Consider the following 21,873-nt stretch of genomic DNA (forward strand, 5'->3'; position numbering starts at 1 on the left):
CTGCGTGATCCCAGCCACTGCCCCTTCCCCCACCCGTGGGCGGATGGCCTGTGGCCGTCCGTCGAGGACCACCATCGATGCTGCCTTCCCGTTCCCCCCGCCTGGCCCTGCTGGCCATCGCCCTGTCAGCCGCCTGCGCTGCCCATGCCGAAGCGCCGGCCGTCAGCCGTAACGCCACCGATCTGGATGCGGTGAAGGTCACCGCCGAACGCAGCCATACCGACGCTGGCGCACTGGGCGACCGCGCCCTGCGCGACACTCCGTTCGCGATCACCGCTGTTGGCCGCGAGCAGATCGAGCAGCGCCAGGTGGTCTCGCTGGGCGAAGCCTTCCTGCTCGACCCTTCGGTCAGCACCCAGGTCAGCGCCTATGCCAGTGGCTGGAGCTCGCCCATCCGCAACCGCGGTCTGGAGCTGAACTACGACAGCTACCGGGTCAATGGCCTGCAGGTCTCTTCCTGGGGCACCGAATGGCCGCTGGAAGTGATGGAACAGGTCGATCTGCTGAAAGGCCCGGGCGGATTCCTGTATGGCTTCGGCACCCCCGGCGGCATCGTCAACTACATCACCAAGAAGCCGACGGACACGCCCACCTTCTCCGCCCAGCTGGGCTGGCGCGAACAAGGCATCGTCAGCGGCGGCATCGACGTTGGCGGCCGCTTCGGCAACGAGCAGATGTTCGGCTACCGCTTCAACGCCTTCCAGGAAAAAGGCGAGACCTTCAATGGCGGACACGTCGATCGCAAGGTGGGCGCACTGTCGCTGGACGCGCGCCTGAGCGATGCGCTCACCTGGACCTTCGACGGTGTGTTCCAGTCGCGCGACCTGCGCGAGGAATCGCCGCAGTACTACTTCCGTGGCCTGACCTCGTTGCCGCGGCCGATCGCCGGAGATACCGACAACAGCGTGCCCGGCACCTACTACGACACACGCTCCAGCCTGCTGTCGACCGGCTTGAACTGGCAGATCAACAGCGACTGGAAAGCCAGCCTGAGTTACGGCGTCACCACCTCGTGGAATGACGTCAACAAGATCTTCGCCTACATCGACGATCTCAACGGCGACTACGACGTCAACGTCTACGAACTGGGTGGCAAGAGCGAGTGGAAGCTTGCCCAGGCGATGCTGCAGGGCAGCTTCCGCACCGGCCCCCTTCAGCATCAGGTGGTGGCGGGCATCAGCCACCAGACCGGACTGGGCTGGGACCGCCCCTACGAGTGGAACCTGATTGGCCGCGCCAACCTGTACCAGCGCCATGCCATCCGCCACGACGCCGTTGGTTCGCGGGTGATGACCCGCGGCGACGAGACGGTGCAGCAGGCGGTGTTCGCAAGCGATACGGTGAACCTCGGCAGCGGCTGGTCGGTGCTGGTGGGCTGGCGCTACAACGACTTCGAAACCAAGGGGCGGTACCACACCTACCCGGTCACCCCGACCTACGCCGTGATGTTCAAGCCCAGCGAGGCGGTCACCCTCTACGCCAGCTACATCGAGTCGCTCGAAGCGGGCAGCCGCGTAGGCAACAGCTACATCAACGCCGGTGACGTGCTCGATCCCACCATCAGCAAGCAGTACGAGATCGGCGCGAAGGTCGAGGCAGCACGCTGGAATGCCAACCTGGCGGCGTTCCGGCTGGAGCGTGGCGCCAACATTGATGAACTCACGCCGGCCGGCAAGCGCCTGGTACAGGACGGCATCACGCTGTACGAAGGCATCGAAGCCAGTGCCGACCTGCACCTCAACGATGCACTGAGCATCGGTGGCGGCGTCACCTGGCTGGACCCGACCTACGACAAGCTGTCCCCGGGCAGCGCCGCACAGGAAGGTAACCGTACCGCCGGTGCTGCGCGCTGGAGCGGGGTACTGCATGCCACCTACCAGCTGCCATGGGTGGATGGACTGGAGACCTACGCCGCCGTGCGCTACTACGGCGATGTCTGGTATGACGCCGACAACACCCTGAAGCTGCCTGACTACACGCTGGTCAATGCAGGCATCGGCTATCGCCTGCTGGCGTCCGGCCATCCGGTGACCCTGCGTGCCAGCGTCGAGAACCTGGCCAACCGGAAGTACTGGTCCAACGCCGGCGCCGGCCTGCCGCGCACGTTCGCGGTGAGCGTGCGCTGGGAGATGTAAGGTGCCGGTCCCCGCCGTCCATGCGGACGACGGGCCCGCACATGGACGGTGGGTGCGGACCGTTGGTCCGCACTCCATATTTCACCCCGCACCCGCAATAATGGTGGAAGCCCCTTCCACCGAGCCTGCATGTCCGCCCGCGAATCCCGCCTCAGCCGCCTGTGGGCCCACGAAAAGGCCAGTTATGGCCTTCGGGTGTTCATCGCCCTGACCGCAGCGCTTGCTGTGTGTTGGCAGCTGGACGCGCTCACGGCCCTGCCCGGCGTGTTCCTCGGCATCATCGCCAGCGCCATCGCCGAGACCGATGACAACTGGTGGGGCCGTACCAAGGCGGTACTGCTGTCGCTGCTGTGCTTCTGCCTCGCCGCCGCCTCGGTGATCTGGCTGTTCCCCTGGCCGTGGATCTTCATCGGCGCGCTGGCGCTGTCCACCTTCGGGTTGACCCTGCTGGGTGCGCTCGGCGAGCGCTACGCGTCCATCGCCCAGGCCACGGTAACGCTGGCGATCTACACCATGATCGGGCTGGAGCAGCATGGCGCCAGCGACCTGCACAGCGCGCTGGACGCGGTCAGCCACCTGCTGGCCGGTGCGGTCTGGTACGGCCTGCTGTCGATCCTGTGGACCGCACTGTTCGCCAACCGTCCGGTACGCGAACGCGTGGCGCGACTGTACGTTGAACTGGGCCGCTACCTGCAGTTGAAGGCAACACTGTTCGAGCCGGTGCGCGAGGCCGACCTGCAGCGTCGCCAGCTCGACCTGGCCGAACAGAACCGGCGCGTGGTCGGTGCATTGAATGAAGCCAAGACCGCGATCCTGGCCCGCTTCGGCCGTTCCGGACGGCCCGGCGTGAACTCCGGCCTGTACCTGCGCCTCTATTACATGGCACAGGATTTCCACGAGCGCGCCAGCTCCTCGCATTACCCGTACGGCGCGCTGGTCGATGCCTTCTTCCACAGCGATGTGCTGTACCGCTGCCAGCGCCTGCTCGACCTGCAGGGGCAGGCCTGCGCACGGCTGGGTGAGGCGATCCGCCTGCGCCGTCCGTTCGTGTATGGCGAAAGCAACCAGCAGGCCGGGCGCGACCTGGCCGATGCGCTGGCCTATCTGCGCGACCAGCAGCGGCCGCAGTGGCAGCGACTGCTTGGCTCGCTGGATCTGCTGGTGCACAACCTGCGCAGCATCGAGCGCCGCCTGCTGGATGCGGAGCGTTCCGAGGCCAGCCTGGACAACGTCGATACCCGCCTGCGCGACAGCAACCCGCACACCCTGCGCGAGATGGGCGTGCGCGTGCGCCAGCAGTTCACGCCCGGCTCGGTCCTGTTCCGCCACGGCCTGCGCATGGCATTGGCCCTGATCGCCGGCTTCGCGGCGATTCGGCTGTTCAACGCCCAGAACGGCTCGTGGGTGCTGCTGACCATCGTGTTCGTGTGCCGCCCCAACTTCGGCGCGACCCGCCAGCGCCTTGCACAACGCATCGTCGGCACCGTGGCCGGCCTGGTACTGACCTGGGCGCTGCTGCAGCTGTTCCCGCAGCTGCACGTGCAGCTGCTGATCGCGCTGCTGTCGGCACTGTTGTTCTTCTTCACCCGCACCGACCGCTACCTGGTGGCATCGGCGGCGATCACGGTGATGGCCCTGACCTGCTTCAACCTGATCGGCGATGGCTTCGTGCTGATCGTGCCGCGCATGGTCGATACGCTGCTGGGCTGCGCGATCGCCGCCGCCGCCGCGTTCCTGATCCTGCCCGACTGGCAGGGCCGCCAGCTGCACCTCGTGCTGGCGCGCGTGCTGGACACCGCCGCGCGCTACCTGGATTCGGTGCTGGGCCAGTACCGCAGCGGCATGCGTGACGATCTGGCCTACCGCATCGCCCGCCGCGACATGCACAACGCCGACGCCGCGCTGTCCACCGCGCTGTCGAACATGCTGCGCGAGCCGGGCCATGTGCGCCGCAACCTGGATGCCGGTTTCCATTTCCTGGCGTTGTCCAACACACTGCTCGGGCACCTGTCGGCGCTGGGTGCACACCGCGACCAGGTGGACAGCTACGCTGGCGATCCGCTGGCGCTGGCTGCCGGTGAGCGCGTGCGCAAGGCGCTGCAGCAGCTGGCGACGGCCCTGACCGCTCGGCAACCGGTCGCGGAAGAGGACAATGATGCGGACCGCGCGGTGGCCGCCGAGCTGGAGCAGATCGACGAGGCGATGCCGCCGAAGCTGCAGCTGATCCGTACGCAGATGGCACTGGTGCTGCGGATGCTGCCGAAGGTGCGGGCAGCGGCGAATGAGGCGGTGACCAGCCTGACCTGATCCCTCATCGCTGGTCGGACATTCCATCCACGCATGGCGTGGATCTACTGCACCGCGTGCAACCGTGTGTTGCGTATGGCGATGCGCCCCGATCACGTTCCCGCGCGGATACTGGGCGATCCCTGCTCCCCCGGATTCCCCATGAAGATTGAACTCTCCGGCCGTACCGCGCTGGTCACCGCCTCCACCGCCGGCATCGGCCTGGCGATTGCCCAGGGCCTGGCCAACGCGGGCGCGCGGATCATTCTCAACGGCCGCAGCACCGACAGCGTCGAACGCGCCCGCCAGCGCCTGCTCGACGCCGTTCCGGGTGCCGACGTGCTCGGCGTGGCCGCCGACCTCTCCGATGCGGCCGGCGTCGACACGCTGCTGGCAGGCCTGCCCAAGGTCGACATCCTGGTCAACAACGCCGGCATTTTCGGCCCCGAGGACTTCTTCGAGACCGAAGACGCAACCTGGGAGCGCTACTGGCAGACCAATGTGATGTCCGGCGTGCGCCTGTCGCGGGCACTGCTGCCGGCGATGGTCGATGCCGGCTGGGGTCGCGTGCTGTTCATCTCATCCGAATCGGCACGCAACATTCCGGCCGACATGATCCACTACGGCGTCAGCAAGACCGCGCAGCTGTCGCTGTCGCGCGGCCTGGCCAAGCGCGTGGCCGGCAGCGGCGTCACCGTCAACGCGGTGCTGCCCGGCCCGACCCTGTCTGACGGTTTCGCGGCGATGTTCGAAGATGAACGCCAGCGCAGCGGCAAGCCACTGGAGCAGATCGGCCGCGAGTTCGTGATGACCCACCGGCCGTCTTCGGTGATCCAGCGCACCGCCACGGTCGAGGAAGTGGCCAACATGGTGGTGTATCTGGCCTCGCCGCAGGCCTCGGCGACCTCGGGTGCGGCGCTGCGCGTGGATGGCGGCGTGGTCGACGATATCGTCTGAGACCTATCAAGGTGTGCGGACCAACGGTCCGCACCCACAGTTGTGGGGCTTCAGTAGATCCACGCCATGCGTGGATGCATCCCGCCATGGTCCCGGCGGATAGGCAGGAATGCTAGGCTGCGCCGGTCAAGGAGGCTCCATGTCCGGTCACAACCAGTTCGCACTGCTGCGCCAGCGCCGTTTCCTGCCGTTCTTCGTCGTCCAGGCACTCGGAGCGTTCAACGACAACGTGTACCGGCAGGCGATCATCAGCATGTTGCTGTTCATGGCCGTACCGGAGGAAGAACTGGGGCTGTACGCCACGCTGGCACCGGCCATCTTCATCCTGCCGTACTTCCTGTTCTCGGCGCTGGCCGGGCAGATCGCCGACAAACTGGAAAAATCGCGGCTGATCGTGATCACCACCACCATGGAGATCGTGATCATGTCGCTGGCAGCCACCGGCTTCCTCACTCAGAGCCTGCCGGTGCTGCTGGTCGCCCTGTTCTGCACCGGCATGCAGTCGACCCTGTTCGGCCCGGTGAAGTACTCGGTGCTGCCGTCGGTGCTCAAGCCCGAAGAGCTGACCGGTGGCAACGGCCTGGTTGAAATGGGCACCTCGATGTCGATCCTGTCCGGCATGATCGTCGGCGGCCTGGTGTTCACCGTGGCCGGCAGCCACGGCACGGTGGTGGCGGCCTGCGCGATCATCGGCCTGGCGATCTGCGGCAACATCGCCGCGCGCCTGATTCCCAAGGTCGATGCCGGCGACCCGAACCTGAAGATCAACTGGAACCCGCTGCCCGAATCACTGGCGGTGCTGCGCATGGCGCGCCAGCAGAAGGCGGTGCGCAATTCAATCCTGGGCGTGTCCTGGTTCTGGTTCGTCGGCACCGTGCTGACCTCGCAGCTGCCGGCCTATGCCGTGACCAACCTCGGCGGTGAGCCGACCCTGTATATCTTTGCGCTGGCCCTGTTCTCGGTCGGCACCGGCATCGGTTCGCTGCTGTGCGAGAAGCTGTCGGCGCGCACGGTGGAAATCGGCCTTGTCCCGTTGGGCGCGTTCGGCATGACTGCGTTCCTGCTCGACCTGTACTTCGCGCGCAGTGGCGAAGCGACCGTGCACGGACTGACCATCGGCGCCTTCCTGCAGCAGCCGGGCAGCATCCGCATCGTCATCGACCTGATCGGCATCGGCCTGTTCACCGGCATCTTCGTGGTGCCGCTGTTCGCGCTGATCCAGAGCCGCACGCCGAAGGCACAGATGTCGCGCGTGTTCGCCGCGCTGAACATCCAGAATTCCGGCTTCATCGTCGGCGCAGCCCTGCTGTCGCTGGCCGCGCACAAGCTGCTGCACTGGTCCATCCCGCAGCAGTTCCTGGCGCTGGCCATCGCCAACGCACTGGTGGCGATCTACATCTTCACCATCGTCCCCGAATTCCTGATGCGCTTCCTCAGCTGGCTGATGGTGCGCACCCTGTACCGGCTGCGCCCGCACGGCATCGAGGCCAACGTGCCCGACGAGGGCGCCGCGCTGCTGGTCTGCAACCATGTCAGCTACATGGACGCACTGATCCTGTCGGCGACGATCCCGCGCCCGGTGCGCTTCGTCATGTACTACAAGATCTTCAACATCCCGGTGATGCGCTGGATCTTCCGGACCGCCAAGGCGATCCCGATCGCCGGTGCGCGCGAAGACCCGGCGCTGATGCAGCGCGCGTTCGATGACATCGACGCTGCGCTGGCCGAAGGCGAGCTGGTCTGCATCTTCCCGGAAGGCGCGCTGACCAAGGATGGTGCGATGGCACCGTTCAAGTCCGGCGTCGAGAAGATCCTCGAACGGCGGCCGGTGCCGGTGGTGCCGATGGCGCTGCGCGGCATGTGGTCGAGCATGTGGAGCCGGCGCGACAGCCGCCTGGGCCGCATGCGCGTGCCGCGCCGTTTCCGCGCCACCGTCGAGGTGGTGGCGGCAGCGGCCGTGGATGGCCACAGCACCAGCGCGCCGGTGCTGGAGGCCCAGGTGCGGGCCCTGCGCGGCGATCACGCCTGACGAGATGGGCCCGCCGAGCGGGCCCAGCGGACTCCCCCACATACGTCACCGTCCAGTGGTGTACGCGACATGTCGTGACTGTAAACGCATACATGCAACGCAGGTTGCGGTAGATTACGCACCCACAGGGGGGAGGTCCGGCCGATTCATCATGGCCGGCCACCAAGGAATGGAGTCTCGCTTTGAATCAACCACCACCGCTCAGCCGTCCGGTCTACATCCCCAACCATCTGGTCTGGGCGATCCTGACGACGCTGTTCTGCTGCCTGCCGTTGGGCGTGGTGTCGATCGTGTACGCCTCCCAGGTCGATGGCCGCCGCGCGGCCGGCGACCTGCCGGGGGCCTACAGTGCGTCGCGCAAGGCGGGCTGGTGGGCGGTGGCTTCGGCCGTGGCCCTGCCGGTCCTGTTGCTGTTGTGGTTCGGGCTGTTCGGCGGCTTGGCCGTACTGGGCGCTCTTTCCGACCAATGATTCACCACCACCACCCATCAAGGAGCTTGAACCCATGAATACTGCTACTCCGCAGGTCCCGAACAACCTGGTCTGGGCGATCCTGACCACCCTGTTCTGCTGCCTGCCGGCCGGCATCGTGTCGATCGTCTACGCCGCCCAGGTCAACGGCAAGCTGGCGGCCGGCGACATCGCCGGCGCCCAGGACTCCGCCGCCAAGGCCAAGAAGTGGGCCATGTGGTCGGCCATCGCCTGGGTCGTGCTGGTCGTGCTGTACGTGCTGTTCTTCGTTGTGCTCGGCGGCATGGGCGCGATGAGCAACGGCAACTACTGATACGCCTGGACGGATCCGGCGCCTGCGCCGGATCCGTTGTTGCATGTCCGCGCTTCCCGCTCGTTCCCGACTCGCCCGCTGGGCACCGCTGCTGGTTTCCGCCGGCCTGGCCGTGGGTGCCACGGTGGTGCTGCGCAACGTCAATCCGTATGTCGCCGGCAATCCCCTGCCGAGCTGCCCGCTGTACGCGCTGACCGGCCTGTACTGCCCGGGCTGTGGCAGCACGCGCTGCCTGTATTCCCTGGTCCACTTCGACCTGCCCGGCGCGATGGCGATGAACCCGCTGCTGGTCATCAGCCTGCCGTTCCTGTTGTTGATGCTGCTGAACATCGCCGGCATCCGCCCGCGTGCGCTCGACCCGCTGATGCGGGTGCTGGCCAATCCGGTGTTCTGGCTCTGGGTGCTGCCCGGGTATGCGCTGCTGCGCAACCTGCCGTGGGCACCGTTCACTGCACTGGCACCGATCTAGGTTTCCAGCCAACGGCGCAGCCCCTCGTGGTGGGCGGCGTTTGAAGGTAGAAGCCTTGGGGTTGGCCGGGTGGGTGGGCTGCGCAGGGGGCGCTGCAAGTACGTCCATGTAAGCTCGGTCGCCGCATCCATGCGGCTCACGCCCCTGCGCAGCCCACCCACCCGGCCACGGACAGTTTCCGAGTGCGTCCACCACGGAAAAGAAAGAGAAGATCAAAAGCGGAAGCGGATCGCTTCGCTCTGCATCCACGCATGGCGTGGATCTACCGTGTCGACCAAGGTCGACACCTACCGGCAATCGCAGTTCATCCACCGTCACCGGGAATGTGTCGGGGGTGGGGCGGTGTGGGGCTGCAGGACCGTTGGCGCCATGGATGGCGCCATCGAGCCCCCAAGGACGGGTTTACGGCGTGTCCTGCAGCCCCACACCGCCCCGCTCAACCATCACCAATCCAGAGCTGCTGTTGCTGTTGCTGTTGCTTCTGCAGGTGCAGGGCTGCAAGCCCTGCAAAGCAACTACGTCACCCAGCCTGCAATCACCAGCAGGGCGAGGATCGCCAGCCACAGCAGCAGCATCCTCCACACCAGGCTCATCGCATCCCGCAGGTCCGGCAACCGCTGCCACACCGGCAACAGCCCCGCCTCGGTGTAATCGTGCGCATCCTCGCGCAGCTCGGCATTGACGCTGGCCCGCGCCACCGCGCCCAGGAAGCCGATGTTGCCGGCCAGGCGCTCGCCGTGGGCCTGGCGCCAGGCCTTCCACGCCGTATCGAAGTTGCCCACCAGCGCCATCGAAAATGCCATCAGCTGCGCCACCGGCCACTCGATCCAGCCCAGCAGGCGCTGCGCCAGCGCCAGCGGCTCCACCGGCACGCGGGCACGCATCGGGCTTTCCGCCATCAGCGCCAGCAGCCGGTAACCGAGAGCACCGGCCGGGCCCAGCAGCAGGAACCAGAACAGCACCGCGAACCAGCGCCGCAAGGCGTTGAGCACGGTTGCCTCGACCAGTGACGGAATGTCCTCGCGCAGGCTGCCACCGGCCGCCTGCAGGTTACGCACCGCGGCCTGGCGCGTCGCCGCGTCATCGGCATCGATGATCGCTTCGATATCGCGGTCCAGATCGCGCGGGCCCCAGCACCACGCCAGCACCGCCACGCCCAGCAGCAGCGACGGCAGGCCGAACAGCACCCCACGCAGCAACCACGCCAGCAGCGCCATCAGCAGCAGCGGCGGCAGCAGTGCCAGGGCAACGCCTGCCGGCCCCTGCCAGGCCTTGCCACCGCGCGCGTCCAGCCAGCCCAGCCAACGCCGGAAGCCGTCGAAACGGCGCAGCGAGGCGGCAGCGGCCGGGGCAACATGGCCCAGGGCCAGTGCCACCAGCACGGCGGCCAGAGTGGTGAACATGGCAGGTCTCCCTACGAAACAGAACGCTCGGCGTCGCTACCTTACCTGTCGCAGCGGCGCCCTCAGCGGTGAACCGGACTGTAACCCGGGCCGTGTTCAGGTGGCGGCAATACAGGCGCCACCGTCAGCCCCGCTCAGCCCTTCTGCTGCCGGTACCAGTGTTCGATCAGGCCGCGCGAAATCGAGATCGGCGGCGACAGGCGGATGCCCTGGCCATCGTCCTCCACATCGCGTGCCAGTGCAGCACCGACCTCGTCGGCACTGAACCAGCGCGCATCTTCCAGCTCGCCATCCACGGTCGGCAGGTCATCCTGCGCCTGTGCACGGAAACCGATCATCAGCGCGCCCGGGAACGGCCACGGCTGCGAACCGAGGTACTGGCAGGCGGTCACCCGTACCTTGCTCTCCTCGTGCACTTCACGCACCACGGTCTGCTCGAAGGTCTCGCCGGGTTCGACGAAGCCGGCCAGCACCGAGTAACGCCGCGGTGCCCAGTTCGACTGCCGGCCCAGCAGCAGCCGGCCCTGGTTTTCCACGGCGACGATCACGGCGGGATCGACACGCGGGTAATGCTCGGTGGCGCACTGCGCGCAACGGCCAACGAAGCCGCCACGGGCAAACGCCACGGCACCGCCGCACACGCCGCAGAAGCGGGTGCGCGAGTGCCAGTAGGACATGCCCCGGGCATAACTGAAGGCGGTCGCATCCGCCATCGGCCACAGCAGTGCGGCCTGGCGCAGGTCGAGCCGGCGGGGCGCAGTAACCGTAACGCTGGCGGCTTCGACCGAAAACCAGGCCTGCTCGCCACGCAGGCCGAGGAAGATCGCGGCACCCGGGCCGCCGCCGATGTCGGCGCCGGTCAGCACCAGCGGCTGGTCGTCATCGCCGGTGAAGGCGCTGCCGTCCTGATCGAGCACGAGAATGCGCGCGCCCGGCCACAGGCGCGCCAGTGCATCGGCATCGTCGCGCAGGGCATCGGCGCGCTCCAGCGGTTCGCCAACGAAGGCGAAACCGGAAAGCGGCGAAGGAGTATTGGGCATCCGGCAAGCGTGCCGCCAATCGATGCAGGTGGCAAGTTCGGCGCTGTGCGCAATCTGCCGGTGTGGGCGTGCAGGCACAGCATCCACGCATGGCGTGGATCTACTGAGGTGCCAACCTTGGTTGGCACCTTCCGGCCACAGGCCTCTTACATGCTGAAGCTGCTGCCGCAGCCGCAGGTGGTCTTGGCGTTCGGGTTGCGGATCACGAACTGGGCACCGGTCAGGCTCTCGGTGTAGTCCACCTCGGCGCCCATCAGGTACTGCAGGCTCAGCGGGTCGACCAGCAGGGTCACCCCGCTGGTCTGTACCGCCAGGTCATCCTCGGCACGGTTCTCGTCGAACTCGAACCCGTACTGGAAGCCCGAACAGCCACCGCCTTCGATGTACACGCGCAGGGCCAGGTCGGGGTTGCCCTCTTCCTGGATCAGGGATTTGACCTTGGCGGCCGCCGACTCGGTGAAGTTCAGCGGGCGCTCCAGCGACTGGTAATCGGGCGCGGCAACCGGGGTGGCGCCGGGCAGGGAGACTAGCGTGCTCATGGTGTCAGCATGGGGGTGCCGACGATGGCTTTCAAGCCATCGCCTCGGCCAGCTTGCGGCGTGCGGCGGTGTCACCCTTGCCGCCATTGGCCTCATCACCTTCCGGGGCCGGCAGGGCCGCCATCGGGGCGCTGGCATGGATCAGGCGGCCGTTCAGCTGGGCACCCGCATTCATCTCCACCACCTGGTAATGGACATTGCCATTGACCCGCGCGCTCGGGGTCAGTTCGACCTTCTCGGTGGCATGCACGTCGCCGTCCAGGCGTCCACTGATGACCACCACCTGGGCACGGATCTCACCTTCGATCACGCCATGCTCGGCGACCGTCAGGGTCGCGCCACTGGCGCCTTCGGCGGCGATCACCTTGCCATGGATGCGGCCTTCCACATACAGGCCACCACTGAATTCCACATCACCGCGGATCACCACCTGGTTGCCGATCAGGGCATCCACCACCAGCTGGCCTTCACGGTTGGATTTGCTGCTTCCGAACATCTGCCTACTCCCCTTTGGCGGCCGGCGCACCGGCCTGTTTCCAGTCGAATACCTGGGTGGTACCCCCCGTACCACTCCCCAATGTCACCCGCACGCGTTGCGGGGTGAAGTCAGCCGGCAGCATCACGCTGCCGGTGAGCTGCTGGAAGTACCGGAACGAGTAATCCTGTCCCGGTACCTTGCTGCGCTGGTGCAGATCATCCCAGCTGATCGTGGCCAGCTTGCCGTTCTTGACGCCTTCCACGGTGAAACGCATCTGCCCCTGGCTGATGGCGCCGCGGTTGAGGTTCTGTGTCAGCACGGCGGTGTACTGCCAGGTGCCGGCCGCTTCCGGGCTGAACTCGATCGAATGGGTGTTCAGGCCCTTGCGCTGGCTGGTCGAACCCACCAGGCGCTCATAGAAGGCAACGTCGGCGCGCAGGCCGGCGATTTCCTCATCGCGTTCGGCCAGCGAGGACTGCACCTCGGTGTTGGCGGCGCGGCTGATGCGGTCGGAGGCTTCCAGCGTGGCCTGCTTCTGGCGCAGTTCGGTCAGCTGCGCCTGCAACGTCTCGGCGCGCTTCTCGGCGGCCTGCAGGCGCTGGCCCTGTGCATCGCGCGGCGTGGCCATCCAGCAGCCACCCAGCACGGCCAGCACCAGGCTGAGCAGCCAGATGCCGCCGATCACCAGCAGGCGGCGACGGTCGGCCGGCGGTTGCGGCGCGCCGGGCAGGCGAACCTGCACGCGCATGGGAGGACGGTTGGTCATGGGTGGATTCCGGGGGCATCGCGAGGGCGACACCGGTACGGCCCCTGTGGCAAACGACGGGCTAGTGTATGACAGGACGGGTGGGTTTCCTGCGCAGTGGCGAGCCACCGTCTGTGGCGTTCAGGCATGCCATCGTCGATAGTGTGGTCCCCTGCACAGTTCCGTCGCCGGAGCATCGCCATGACCGAAGCCCACCTGTTCGTGATCGGCATCCTGCTGGCCTGGCTGGCCGGCATCCGCGTCTACCTCACCGTGTTCGGTGTCGGCCTGGCCGGCCTGCTCGGCTGGGTCGACCTGCCGCCGGCCCTGCAGGCCACGGAATCGTGGTGGGTGCTGGGCACCTCGGCAGCGCTGGCGGTGACCGAATTCTTCGCCGACAAGATTCCCGGCGTCGACTCGGCGTGGGATCTGGTGCAGACCCTGGCACGCGTACCCGCAGGTGCCTTCCTTGCCGCAGCCACGCTGTCGCCGGATGGGCAGCTGGGCACCGGCGCACTTGCTGCCGGTGCCGGTGTCGCGCTGGCCAGCCATGGCCTGAAGGCCGGCACCCGCGCCCTGCTCAATACATCGCCCGAGCCTGCCAGCAACTGGGTGGCCTCCGCCGCCGAGGACACCGTGGTGGTCGGTGGCCTGGCCCTGGCCCTGGCACACCCGTGGATCGCGCTGATCGTGGTGCTGGCCTGCAGCCTGGCCGGCGCGCTGCTGGTGTGGCTGGTCTGGCGCACCTTGTGGAAGGGCGTGCGCTGGCTGGCACGCAGTGCGTCGCCCGACAGTCCACGCCAGCCCGGTACCGGTTGATCGCCGGGCTTGTCGCATAATGGACGCGAACACCAGGAGCACCGATGGCCGCAAACGAATCCCCCGCGGGCGCCCGCCCGGGACGCGCTGAAACCCCTCCGGCCGATCATTGGCAACGCTGGACCGCTGAACCGGCGAGCGCGGTCGCCGCAGCGCCGGCCGCGGTTCCGCCGCTGGCCGCCTCCGACGCACCCGCATCGATCGGCAGCGCACCGCCGCCGTTGCCGGCCCCGGCCGTGCTTGCCGAGGCTGGCAACAACGACCAGGCGCCGCCGCCCTCCGATTCGCCCTACCGCGTGCTGATCGTCGAGGACGACCGCGCGCAGGCCCTGTTCGCACAGAGCGTGCTGCATGGCGCCGGCATGCAGGCGATCGTGCACAGCGATGCCGACGGCGCGCTGCAGGCGATCAAGGAGCATCGGCCCGACCTGATCCTGATGGACCTGCACCTGCCCGGCCTGGACGGCATGCGCCTGACCGCGCTGATCCGCCAGCAGCCTGGCCTGCAGTTGCTGCCGATCGTGTTCCTGAGCGGCGATCCGGACCCGGAACGCCAGTTCGAGGTGCTCGACAGCGGCGCCGACGATTACCTGAGCAAGCCGATCCGCCCCCGCCACCTGATCGCGGCGGTGGCCAACCGCATCCGCCGCGCACGTGCGCAGGCAGCAACCCTGCCTGGTGCTACCGGCGCACCGGCCACCAGCAATCCGGAAACCGGCCTGCCGACACGTCACCACGTGCTGCAGCAACTCAACGCCACCCTCACCCACCGCGACCGGGGCGGCGTGTTCTTCATTGAAGTGGCCAGCGCGCTGGGCCTGCGCGAACGCTATGGCTACGCCGCCTTCGAGCGCCTGATGGTGCAGGCCGGGCAGCGCCTGGCCGAGGCCGGCCATCCGCACCTGCTGGCACGCCTGAACGACAACAGCTTCCTGCTGCTTGCCCGCAATACCGATGAAGACAGCCTGGAAAGCATCGCCGCGACCCTGCGTGAGCAGCTCTCGGCGCGCGCCTTCGTGATCCGCGATGATGAATCGGTGCATCTGCGCGGCGTGGTGGGTTACGCGCCGCTGTCGCCGGGCTTCGACGATGCCAACGCTGCACTGGAAGCGGTCGAGCGCACCACCCTGCAGGCACGCCTGCTCAGCGCCGGCGTGGCAGGCCATGTGCATCGCCAGGCCGTCACCGAACAGGAACACCTGGCACTGCTGGAGGGCCAGTTGGAGCTGGCCTATCAGCCGATCGTCGCCGTCGCCGGTGGCAACACCGCGCAGTACCAGCTGCTGCTGCGCCTGCGCCAGGCCGACGGTACGGTGCTGGCGGCCGGCCAGGTGATTCCCGCCGCCGAAGCGGCAGGCCGCATCGCCGACCTCGACCAGCAGGTGATGGACCATGCGCTGGGCCTGCTGGACCTGTACAGGCACGCAACGCAACCGCTGAACCTGTTCGTTTCGCAGTCGCTGCGCACCCTGCAGCGCGATGCCTTTGGCGACTGGCTGCTGGAATCACTGCAGCAGCGTGACCTGCCCGGCAGTGCGCTGGTGATCGACGTGCGCCTGCCCGACGCGCTGATCCACACCGTGCCGCTGCAGCAGTTCTGCCAGCGCATGGCCGGCGCCGGCGTGCGCTTCTGCCTGAGCCAGTTCGAACCCAGTGGCGAAGCCGATGCACTGCTGACCCAGCTGCCGCTGTCGTTCGTGCGCATGGCCGCGCGTTTCTCCAGCAGCCATTCCAACCCGGCCACGCGCGAGGAACTGCGCAAGGCGATCGAACAGGCGCATGCCGCCGGGCTGCAGATCATCGGCCAGCAGATCGAGGACCCGCAGGCCGCGGCAGCGATGTGGGTCGGCGGCGTCGATTACATCCAGGGCAACATGGTGCAGTCGGCCGGCAGTGACCTGAACTTCGACTTCCACAACGCGGTGCTCTGAGGTGCCGCTGTGGGGCGTGCTGCTGGTTGCCCTTGCTGCGGCCGTCGCACTGCTGCTGTTGGGCATGCGCCTGCGCGCGCGCAGCCGGGCACTGGCCCAGCTGCAGCGCGAGCACAGCGCGCTGGCCGCCGAGCGCGACCAGCTGCGCCATACCACCGAACGCCAGGGCCAGCTGGAACAGCAGCTGCTGCAGGCCAAGCAGGCCGCCGAAGCGGCCGTGCTGGCCAAGGGCGAGTTCCTGGCCACGATGAGCCACGAGATCCGCACGCCGCTCAACGGCATCCTGCCGATGCTGGAGCTGATCGCGCGCGGGCCGCTGGGTGAGGACCAGCGGCAGATGCTGGCCACCGCTTCGGCCAGTTCACAGCAGCTGCTGCGCATCGTCGACGACATCCTCGACTACTCCCGGCTGGAAGCGCAGGCGCTGGAACTGGAGATCACCAGCTTCAACCTGCGCGACCTGCTCGATGGCGTGGTGCAGCTGATGCAGCGCGCCGCCGATGCCAAGGGCCTGTCCCTGGCCCTGCAGCTTGACCCATCGGTGCGCCTGCCGGTGCGCGGCGACCCGGTACGCCTGCGCCAGGTGCTGAGCAACCTGCTGGCCAACGCCATCAAGTTCACCGCCCGCGGCCAGGTGCAGCTGCGCGTGCAGCGCCTGGGCGAAGGTGCGGCCCAGCACCAGCTGCGCTTCGAGATCATCGACACCGGCATCGGCATCGATGAGGCACTGCAGGCACGCCTGTTCCAGTCCTTCAGCCAGGCCGATGCCTCGACCACGCGCATCTACGGTGGCACCGGCCTGGGCCTGGCCATCTGCAAGCGCATCATCGACCTGATGCACGGGCAGATCGGCGTGCAGTCCACGCCCGGCCAGGGCGCAACGTTCTGGTTCGAGATCCCGCTGCTGAAAGTACCCGGCGACCTGCCTGCGATGGCGCGCGCCCCCGCAGCGCTACTGTTGTTCAGCGCCGATGCAACGCTGCAGGCACGCATCGAGCGCATCGCCGCCCACCATGGGCTGCAGGTGCAGGTGCTGGCACAGCTGGATGCCGTGGTCGAGCGCCTGCGCGCTCCCGCGCGGCCCGGACAACCAGCACCGGCATGGCTGATTGTCGATTCCCGCACCCGCCGCAACGGCGAGGTCACGCTGCAGCAGGCGCTGGCCGAGCGCGGCGACGATGATGCACTGCAGGTACTGTGGCTGCAGGAAGACACGCCTGCACAACGCCCGCGCCAACGCCAGCTGCTCCCGCATTTCGATGATGCAGCCCTGCATGCACTGCTGGCGGCGCCTGCCACGCCTGCCCGCCCTGCCGCCCTGCTGGCCAATGCCGAAGACGGCTTGCCCGCACCGACGCTGCCGCCATTGCACCTGCGCGTGCTGCTGGTGGAAGACAACACGGTCAACCGGATGGTGGCCGAGCATCTGCTGCGCGTGTTCCAGTGCGAGGTGCGCAACGCCGCCGACGGCGAGCAGGCACTGGCCGCCCTTCGCGAGGGCGGCGTGGACGTGGTGCTGATGGATTGCCAGATGCCGGTGCTGGACGGCTACGCCGCCACGCGCCGCTGGCGTGCGGAAGAAACGGAAACCGGGCGCTCGCGGTTGCCGATCATCGCGATGACGGCCAACGCCATGGCCGGTGACCGCGAACGCTGCCTGCAGGCCGGCATGGACGATTACCTGTCCAAGCCGATCGCGCGCGCCACCTTGCATGCGCTGTTGAAGCGCTGGGGGCAGCGATCACGCGATGTCGTAGCGTCGAGCTTGCTCTACGGCGATGCATCCGGGGCCAGTGGAATCCCGCCAGCCGAGCATGGCCCGGCTCTACAAGAGACGAAAAGCCAAGCGGTGACGCAACCGGTGCTGGACCGTGATGTGCTGGACGAACTGCACGCGGTGATCGGCGATACCGCCCTCCAGATCGTCTCGGTGTTCCTGGAGGATGCGCCGGCGATGGTGCAGCAGCTGCAGCAGGCCGCGCAGAGCAGCGACGAGCCGCGACTGCAGGCAATCGCCCACAGCCTTAAATCATCGAGTGCGAACGTGGGGGCGTTGTCGCTGTCGGCAATCGCGCAGCGGATCGAGCACGAAGCCCGTAGTGGCAGCCTGCAGCGCCCCGCAGTGGCGGTGGCGCTGCTGGTTGCCGAATTCGCCCGGGCGCGCGTGGCGCTGACGGGCTACCTGGCACAGCATCGGTAGCGTCGAGCTTGCTCGACCATCGCCATGCTGATCACAGTCGAGCAAGCTCGACGCTACGTCACTCTTCCAGCTTGCTGAGCAGGTACTTCGGCTCGCCGATACGCTCGATCAGGTCGAGCTGGGTTTCCAGCCAGTCGATGTGCTCTTCTTCCGAGTCGAGGATCTTCACGAACAGCTGGCGGCTGACGTAGTCACCCACCGAATCGGAGTAGGCCACGGCCTCGCGCAGGGTCACCACGCCGTCGCGCTCCAGCGACAGGTCGCACTGCAGGATCTCGGTCGGGTTCTCGCCGATGCGCAGCTTGCCCAGCGCCTGGAAATTCGGCAGGCCTTCGAGGAACAGGATGCGGTCGGCAAGCATGTCGGCATGCTTCATCTCGTCGATCGATTCCTTGTACTCGTGTTCGGCCAGCTCCTTGATGCCCCAGTTCTTCAGCATCTTGGCGTGCAGGAAGTACTGGTTGATCGCGGTCAGCTCGTTGTAGAGGACCTTGTTGAGGAATTCGATGACCTTGGTGTCGCCCTTCATGGGGGTGCTCCTGCACGCTGAAAACGCAGGCACTTTAACGCCTTGCGCGCGGCCGTGAAGGAACGCGAATCGTGCGCATTGGCCTGTGCGGCCGCACGTGAAGGATGCGAAAGCGCGGCGTCAACGCGCCGCGAAAGAGACGATCAGGCGACCTGGGCCAGACCGAGGACCGGCAGCGGCAGATCGTGGGTGGCACGCGCCTTGGCCAGCAGATCGCCGGCCATGTCCAGGCAGGAACCGCAGGTGGCACCACAACCGGTACGCATGGTCAGTTCGGCCACCGTGCTGACGCCATGGCTGGCGGCTTCGCGGATCTGGTGGTCGGTGACTCCGTTGCAGATGCAGACGTACACAGGCGTGAACCGGGCTGACAGGCCAAGAGTGGCCTGTTGGCTATTCCAATGGAAACGAGAATGGTTGTCAATCAGAGACCTGAACCATTCTCGATACGGTTCAGCCGGTCACGTGGCCGGACCATCGCCGGTGGCCTTCTTCGGCCAGTAGCCGCGGGTCCGTGGGCGCTTGCGTGGGCGGTCATGCCCGGCGGTATGGCCCGGCATCCAGGCCTCCGCAGCGCTCTTGGGCATGGCGGTCACGCCCTGCCCGGCCACCCCGCGCGCCAACGGCGCCAGATGTCGCAAGGCGCGCGCATAGACGCCACGCTTGAACATCACCACGTGCTCCACCGGGTACCAGAAGTCCACCCAGCGCCAGTGGTCAAACTCGGGTGAGTCGGTGTGGTCCAGCTTCACGTGGGACTCGTCGCCGGTCAGGCGCAGCAGGAACCAGACCTGCTTCTGGCCGATGCAGACCTGCCGCTCGTTGCGGCGGATGGCCCGCGCCGGCAGCTTGTAGCGCAGCCAGCCGGGCGTTGCCCCGAGCACTTCCACGTGCTCAGGCAGCAGGCCGGTCTCTTCCTGCAGTTCACGATACATGGCCTCGACAGGCGTCTCGTCGGTATTCATGCCACCCTGCGGGAACTGCCAGCCGTCCCGGCGCACACGTCGTGCCCAGAACACCTGGCCGTCCTGCCGCATCAGCACAATGCCGACGTTCGGTCGATAGCCGTCCGGATCGATCACGATGCGGACTCCTAAAAAATCTACTGGTCGGGACTATCCCATGCCGCCTGTCGGCCCACAAGCACGATACAAAAGTGTTGACAGGGGCGATACACATCCGCAGAATAGCGGGCTCACCAAGGCTATGTAGCTCAGCCGGTTAGAGCACAGCACTCATAATGCTGGGGTCGGTGGTTCGAGTCCACCCATAGCCACCACACTGAAAATCAAGTTGTTTTTCAGCGTGAAAAGTGAGAAAATAGTTGCACGTTTTGCCCCGTCGCCAAGCGGTAAGGCACCTGACTCTGACTCAGGCATTCGGTGGTTCGAATCCATCCGGGGCAGCCAAATTAAAAGCAAAAGGCCAGATCGAAAGATCTGGCCTTTTGCTTTTAATTTGGTCGCGCATTCCACCTTATCCCCGCGCCTGTCGGCGCACCCCCTTGAACAACAAGGGGGCTCTTCTCCAGACAGAGACCGGGGTCAGGCATGCGGACCACGGGTAGTGCCGGCCGCTGGCCGGCAACCAGGAAATCCACGACCCCAGAACGACAAAAGCCCGGCCGAAGCCGGGCTTTTGCTTGTCCAACCAGCGGGCCCCCGAAGGAGCCCAACCAGGCGCGGTAGATCAGCGCTTGGAGAACTGGGTGGCGCGGCGGGCCTTGTGCAGACCGACCTTCTTACGCTCGACTTCACGGGCGTCACGGGTCATGAAGCCAGCCTTGCGCAGCTCGGACTTCAGGGTTTCGTCGTACTCGACCAGAGCACGGGCGATGCCCAGACGGATCGCACCGGCCTGGCCGGTGGTGCCGCCGCCAGCGGCGGTGACCAGGATGTCGAAGCTTTCGGTGTTCTTGGTCAGCTCGAGCGGCTGGCGCACGATCATGCGCGCGGTCTCACGACCGAAGAACTCGTCCAGCGGACGGCCATTGACGGTGATGTTGCCCGAACCCTTGCGCAGGAACACGCGAGCGGTGGAGGACTTGCGGCGGCCAGTGCCGTAGTTTTGAGTGATAGCCATGATTAGATATCCAGAACCTGCGGCTGCTGTGCGGCGTGCGGATGCTCAGTGCCGGCGTAGACCTTGAGCTTGCGGTACATCTGGCGACCCAGCGGGCCCTTCGGCAGCATGCCCTTCACGGCGATCTCGATCACGCGCTCCGGGTGGCGCTCCAGCGCCTGTGCCAGGGATTCGGTCTTCAGGTTGCCGATGTAACCGGTGAAACGGTGATACATCTTGTCCTGCAGCTTCTTGCCGGTGACTGCAATCTTTTCTGCATTGATGACGACCAGGTAGTCGCCGGTATCAACGTGCGGGGTGTAGACCGGCTTGTGCTTGCCACGCAGACGGCGGGCCAGCTCGGTGGCGAGACGGCCCAGGGTCTTGCCCTCGGCGTCGACGAGGTACCAGTCGCGCTGGACGGTCTCGTTCTTGGCAGTGAAAGTGCTCATGAAGAACTCTAGGTTAGGTCGGGCTCATTGCGGCGAAAGGCTCGCCGGAACTCTGCCACGCGTTGTGAAAAGGTGAAGCGTAAGAGGCGGGATTGTACGCAGGTCAGCCCCCCGTTGCAAGCCGGCCCTTGACCGGGTTGGCAGGGGGACGGGGTCGGGCGAGAATCGCGGGGTCTTCCGCCCCACCGTGTACCGCCATGACCGTGCTCCGCCAGATCACCCCGCTGGACCACCTGCTGACCGAGGCGCAGCGCGCCCTGGACACGGTGTTCGGCAACCCGCCGGCGGCCCGCCCCTATCCGGCTGCGGACACCGACGAGCCGGGCATGGACAGCACCGAACGCCGCCACGCGGCCGGCCTGATGCGGATCAACCACGTCGGCGAGGTCTGCGCACAGGGCCTTTACTTCGGCCAGGCGGCCGTGGCCCGCGACCCGGCCACGCGTGAACACCTGCTGGAAGCGGCCCAGGAAGAAACCGACCACCTGGCCTGGTGCGCCACCCGCCTGGGCGAACTGGACAGCCGTCCGAGCCTGTTCAACCCGCTCTGGTACGCCGGCAGCTACACTATCGGCACCCTGGCCGGGCTGCGCGGCGACGGCTGGAACCTGGGCTTCGTGGTCGAGACCGAGCGCCAGGTGGAAGCCCATCTGGACGAGCACCTGGTCGACCTGCCGGCCGGCGACCTGCGCAGCCGCGCGGTCATCGCCGTGATGAAGGAAGACGAGGCCCGCCATGCGGACCACGCCGAGCAGGCCGGCGCACGCCGCCTGCCGTTCCCGATCCCGGGCGCGATGGCGCTGGCTTCCAAGGTCATGAAGACCATCGCCTACCGGCTGTGACCGTCAGGTAGTGCCGGGGGGCGGGCCCCCCCCCCCCCCCCCCCCCCCCCCAAAACCGGGTGTGGGGGGCGCCGCCGGGGCCACCCCGGAATTTGGGGGGGGCAGCCTCATGGCGGGGACACCCGCCCCCAGGACGGCCCCCCCCGGCCCCCCGGGCGGGGGCGGGGAGGGGGTG

At 67.1% G+C, this 21,873-nt stretch carries 21 protein-coding genes and 2 tRNA genes; 13 read left to right on the plus strand and 10 right to left on the minus strand.

Annotated elements, in window-relative coordinates; genetic code table 11:
• Positions 1-77: 77 nt before the first annotated feature.
• From AC5O77_RS15215 to AC5O77_RS15245, 7 genes are all read left to right on the plus strand, one after another.
• The gene (locus tag AC5O77_RS15215) at positions 78-2,135 is read left to right on the plus strand and encodes a TonB-dependent siderophore receptor (RefSeq protein ID WP_478057485.1); all 2,058 of its coding nucleotides are present in this window, start codon (positions 78-80) and stop codon (positions 2,133-2,135) included.
• Between the two features lie 129 nt (positions 2,136-2,264).
• Positions 2,265-4,442: a YccS family putative transporter gene (gene yccS, locus AC5O77_RS15220; RefSeq protein WP_478057486.1), complete on the plus strand. Its 2,178-nt coding sequence runs from the start codon at positions 2,265-2,267 to the stop codon at positions 4,440-4,442.
• Positions 4,443-4,583: 141 nt separating this feature from the next.
• Positions 4,584-5,378 carry an SDR family NAD(P)-dependent oxidoreductase gene (locus tag AC5O77_RS15225; RefSeq protein WP_478057487.1) on the plus strand — a complete coding sequence of 265 codons (795 nt, stop codon included), beginning with the start codon at positions 4,584-4,586 and terminating at the stop codon, positions 5,376-5,378.
• Positions 5,379-5,517: 139 nt separating this feature from the next.
• On the plus strand, positions 5,518-7,407 hold the full coding sequence (locus AC5O77_RS15230) for an MFS transporter (RefSeq protein WP_478057488.1): 1,890 nt from the start codon (positions 5,518-5,520) through the stop codon (positions 7,405-7,407).
• 182 nt (positions 7,408-7,589) lie between these two features.
• Positions 7,590-7,877, plus strand: coding sequence for a CD225/dispanin family protein (locus AC5O77_RS15235; RefSeq protein ID WP_005419784.1), 288 nt, complete (start codon positions 7,590-7,592; stop codon positions 7,875-7,877).
• Between the two features lie 34 nt (positions 7,878-7,911).
• The gene (locus AC5O77_RS15240; protein ID WP_032127177.1) at positions 7,912-8,190 is read left to right on the plus strand and encodes a CD225/dispanin family protein; all 279 of its coding nucleotides are present in this window, start codon (positions 7,912-7,914) and stop codon (positions 8,188-8,190) included.
• 43 nt (positions 8,191-8,233) lie between these two features.
• On the plus strand, positions 8,234-8,659 hold the full coding sequence (locus AC5O77_RS15245; protein ID WP_088027581.1) for a DUF2752 domain-containing protein: 426 nt from the start codon (positions 8,234-8,236) through the stop codon (positions 8,657-8,659).
• Positions 8,660-9,174: 515 nt separating this feature from the next.
• Here the strand turns inward: AC5O77_RS15245 and ampE are convergent.
• The 5 genes from ampE to AC5O77_RS15270 form a co-directional block, all read right to left on the minus strand.
• Positions 9,175-10,062: a regulatory signaling modulator protein AmpE gene (gene ampE, locus AC5O77_RS15250; protein WP_032127176.1), complete on the minus strand. Its 888-nt coding sequence runs from the start codon at positions 10,060-10,062 to the stop codon at positions 9,175-9,177.
• Between the two features lie 134 nt (positions 10,063-10,196).
• Entirely contained in the window at positions 10,197-11,102 is a 906-nt protein-coding gene (gene nudC, locus AC5O77_RS15255; protein WP_478057489.1) for an NAD(+) diphosphatase, read from the minus strand.
• Between the two features lie 146 nt (positions 11,103-11,248).
• The gene (gene erpA / locus AC5O77_RS15260; RefSeq protein WP_005419789.1) at positions 11,249-11,641 is read right to left on the minus strand and encodes an iron-sulfur cluster insertion protein ErpA; all 393 of its coding nucleotides are present in this window, start codon (positions 11,639-11,641) and stop codon (positions 11,249-11,251) included.
• A gap of 31 nt (positions 11,642-11,672) precedes the next feature.
• Positions 11,673-12,137, minus strand: a complete 465-nt coding sequence (locus tag AC5O77_RS15265; protein ID WP_006398829.1) for a bactofilin family protein — start codon at positions 12,135-12,137, stop codon at positions 11,673-11,675.
• 4 nt (positions 12,138-12,141) lie between these two features.
• On the minus strand, positions 12,142-12,885 hold the full coding sequence (locus AC5O77_RS15270) for a DUF6776 family protein (protein ID WP_019336613.1): 744 nt from the start codon (positions 12,883-12,885) through the stop codon (positions 12,142-12,144).
• 180 nt (positions 12,886-13,065) lie between these two features.
• On the opposite strand from AC5O77_RS15270, the gene AC5O77_RS15275 reads away from it, so the two are divergent.
• The 3 genes from AC5O77_RS15275 to AC5O77_RS15285 are packed head-to-tail and all read left to right on the plus strand — an operon-like array spanning position 13,066 to position 17,814.
• Positions 13,066-13,683, plus strand: a complete 618-nt coding sequence (locus AC5O77_RS15275) for a DUF4126 domain-containing protein (RefSeq protein ID WP_005411305.1) — start codon at positions 13,066-13,068, stop codon at positions 13,681-13,683.
• Between the two features lie 44 nt (positions 13,684-13,727).
• The gene (locus AC5O77_RS15280) at positions 13,728-15,614 is read left to right on the plus strand and encodes an EAL domain-containing protein (protein ID WP_049424052.1); all 1,887 of its coding nucleotides are present in this window, start codon (positions 13,728-13,730) and stop codon (positions 15,612-15,614) included.
• Between the two features lies 1 nt (position 15,615).
• Positions 15,616-17,814: an ATP-binding protein gene (locus tag AC5O77_RS15285; RefSeq protein ID WP_317217982.1), complete on the plus strand. Its 2,199-nt coding sequence runs from the start codon at positions 15,616-15,618 to the stop codon at positions 17,812-17,814.
• Between the two features lie 58 nt (positions 17,815-17,872).
• Here AC5O77_RS15285 and bfr read toward each other — a convergent pair whose 3' ends face one another.
• From bfr to AC5O77_RS15300, 3 genes are all read right to left on the minus strand, one after another.
• Positions 17,873-18,343 (minus strand): bacterioferritin, encoded by a 471-nt coding sequence (gene bfr / locus AC5O77_RS15290; RefSeq protein ID WP_005419804.1) that lies wholly within the window; start codon positions 18,341-18,343, stop codon positions 17,873-17,875.
• Between the two features lie 143 nt (positions 18,344-18,486).
• Entirely contained in the window at positions 18,487-18,696 is a 210-nt protein-coding gene (locus AC5O77_RS15295; RefSeq protein ID WP_005411309.1) for a (2Fe-2S)-binding protein, read from the minus strand.
• A gap of 108 nt (positions 18,697-18,804) precedes the next feature.
• Positions 18,805-19,425 carry an RNA pyrophosphohydrolase gene (locus AC5O77_RS15300; protein ID WP_032127170.1) on the minus strand — a complete coding sequence of 207 codons (621 nt, stop codon included), beginning with the start codon at positions 19,423-19,425 and terminating at the stop codon, positions 18,805-18,807.
• Between the two features lie 120 nt (positions 19,426-19,545).
• Between AC5O77_RS15300 and AC5O77_RS15305 the strand changes: the two genes are divergently transcribed.
• Both AC5O77_RS15305 and AC5O77_RS15310 read left to right on the plus strand, forming a co-directional pair.
• Positions 19,546-19,622: transfer RNA gene (locus tag AC5O77_RS15305), tRNA-Met, on the plus strand.
• 55 nt (positions 19,623-19,677) lie between these two features.
• Positions 19,678-19,752 (plus strand) — tRNA-Gln (locus AC5O77_RS15310).
• Positions 19,753-20,032: 280 nt separating this feature from the next.
• On the opposite strand, the gene rpsI is transcribed toward AC5O77_RS15310, so the two are convergent.
• Both rpsI and rplM read right to left on the minus strand, forming a co-directional pair.
• Positions 20,033-20,425: a 30S ribosomal protein S9 gene (gene rpsI, locus AC5O77_RS15315; protein WP_005411311.1), complete on the minus strand. Its 393-nt coding sequence runs from the start codon at positions 20,423-20,425 to the stop codon at positions 20,033-20,035.
• Between the two features lie 2 nt (positions 20,426-20,427).
• Positions 20,428-20,856 carry a 50S ribosomal protein L13 gene (gene rplM, locus AC5O77_RS15320; protein WP_005414692.1) on the minus strand — a complete coding sequence of 143 codons (429 nt, stop codon included), beginning with the start codon at positions 20,854-20,856 and terminating at the stop codon, positions 20,428-20,430.
• Between the two features lie 197 nt (positions 20,857-21,053).
• Between rplM and coq7 the strand changes: the two genes are divergently transcribed.
• Positions 21,054-21,698, plus strand: a complete 645-nt coding sequence (gene coq7, locus AC5O77_RS15325; RefSeq protein ID WP_049401665.1) for a 2-polyprenyl-3-methyl-6-methoxy-1,4-benzoquinone monooxygenase — start codon at positions 21,054-21,056, stop codon at positions 21,696-21,698.
• Positions 21,699-21,873 lie beyond the last annotated feature (175 nt).

It is taken from the genome of Stenotrophomonas sp. INTA L402-1 (assembly GCF_059295135.1).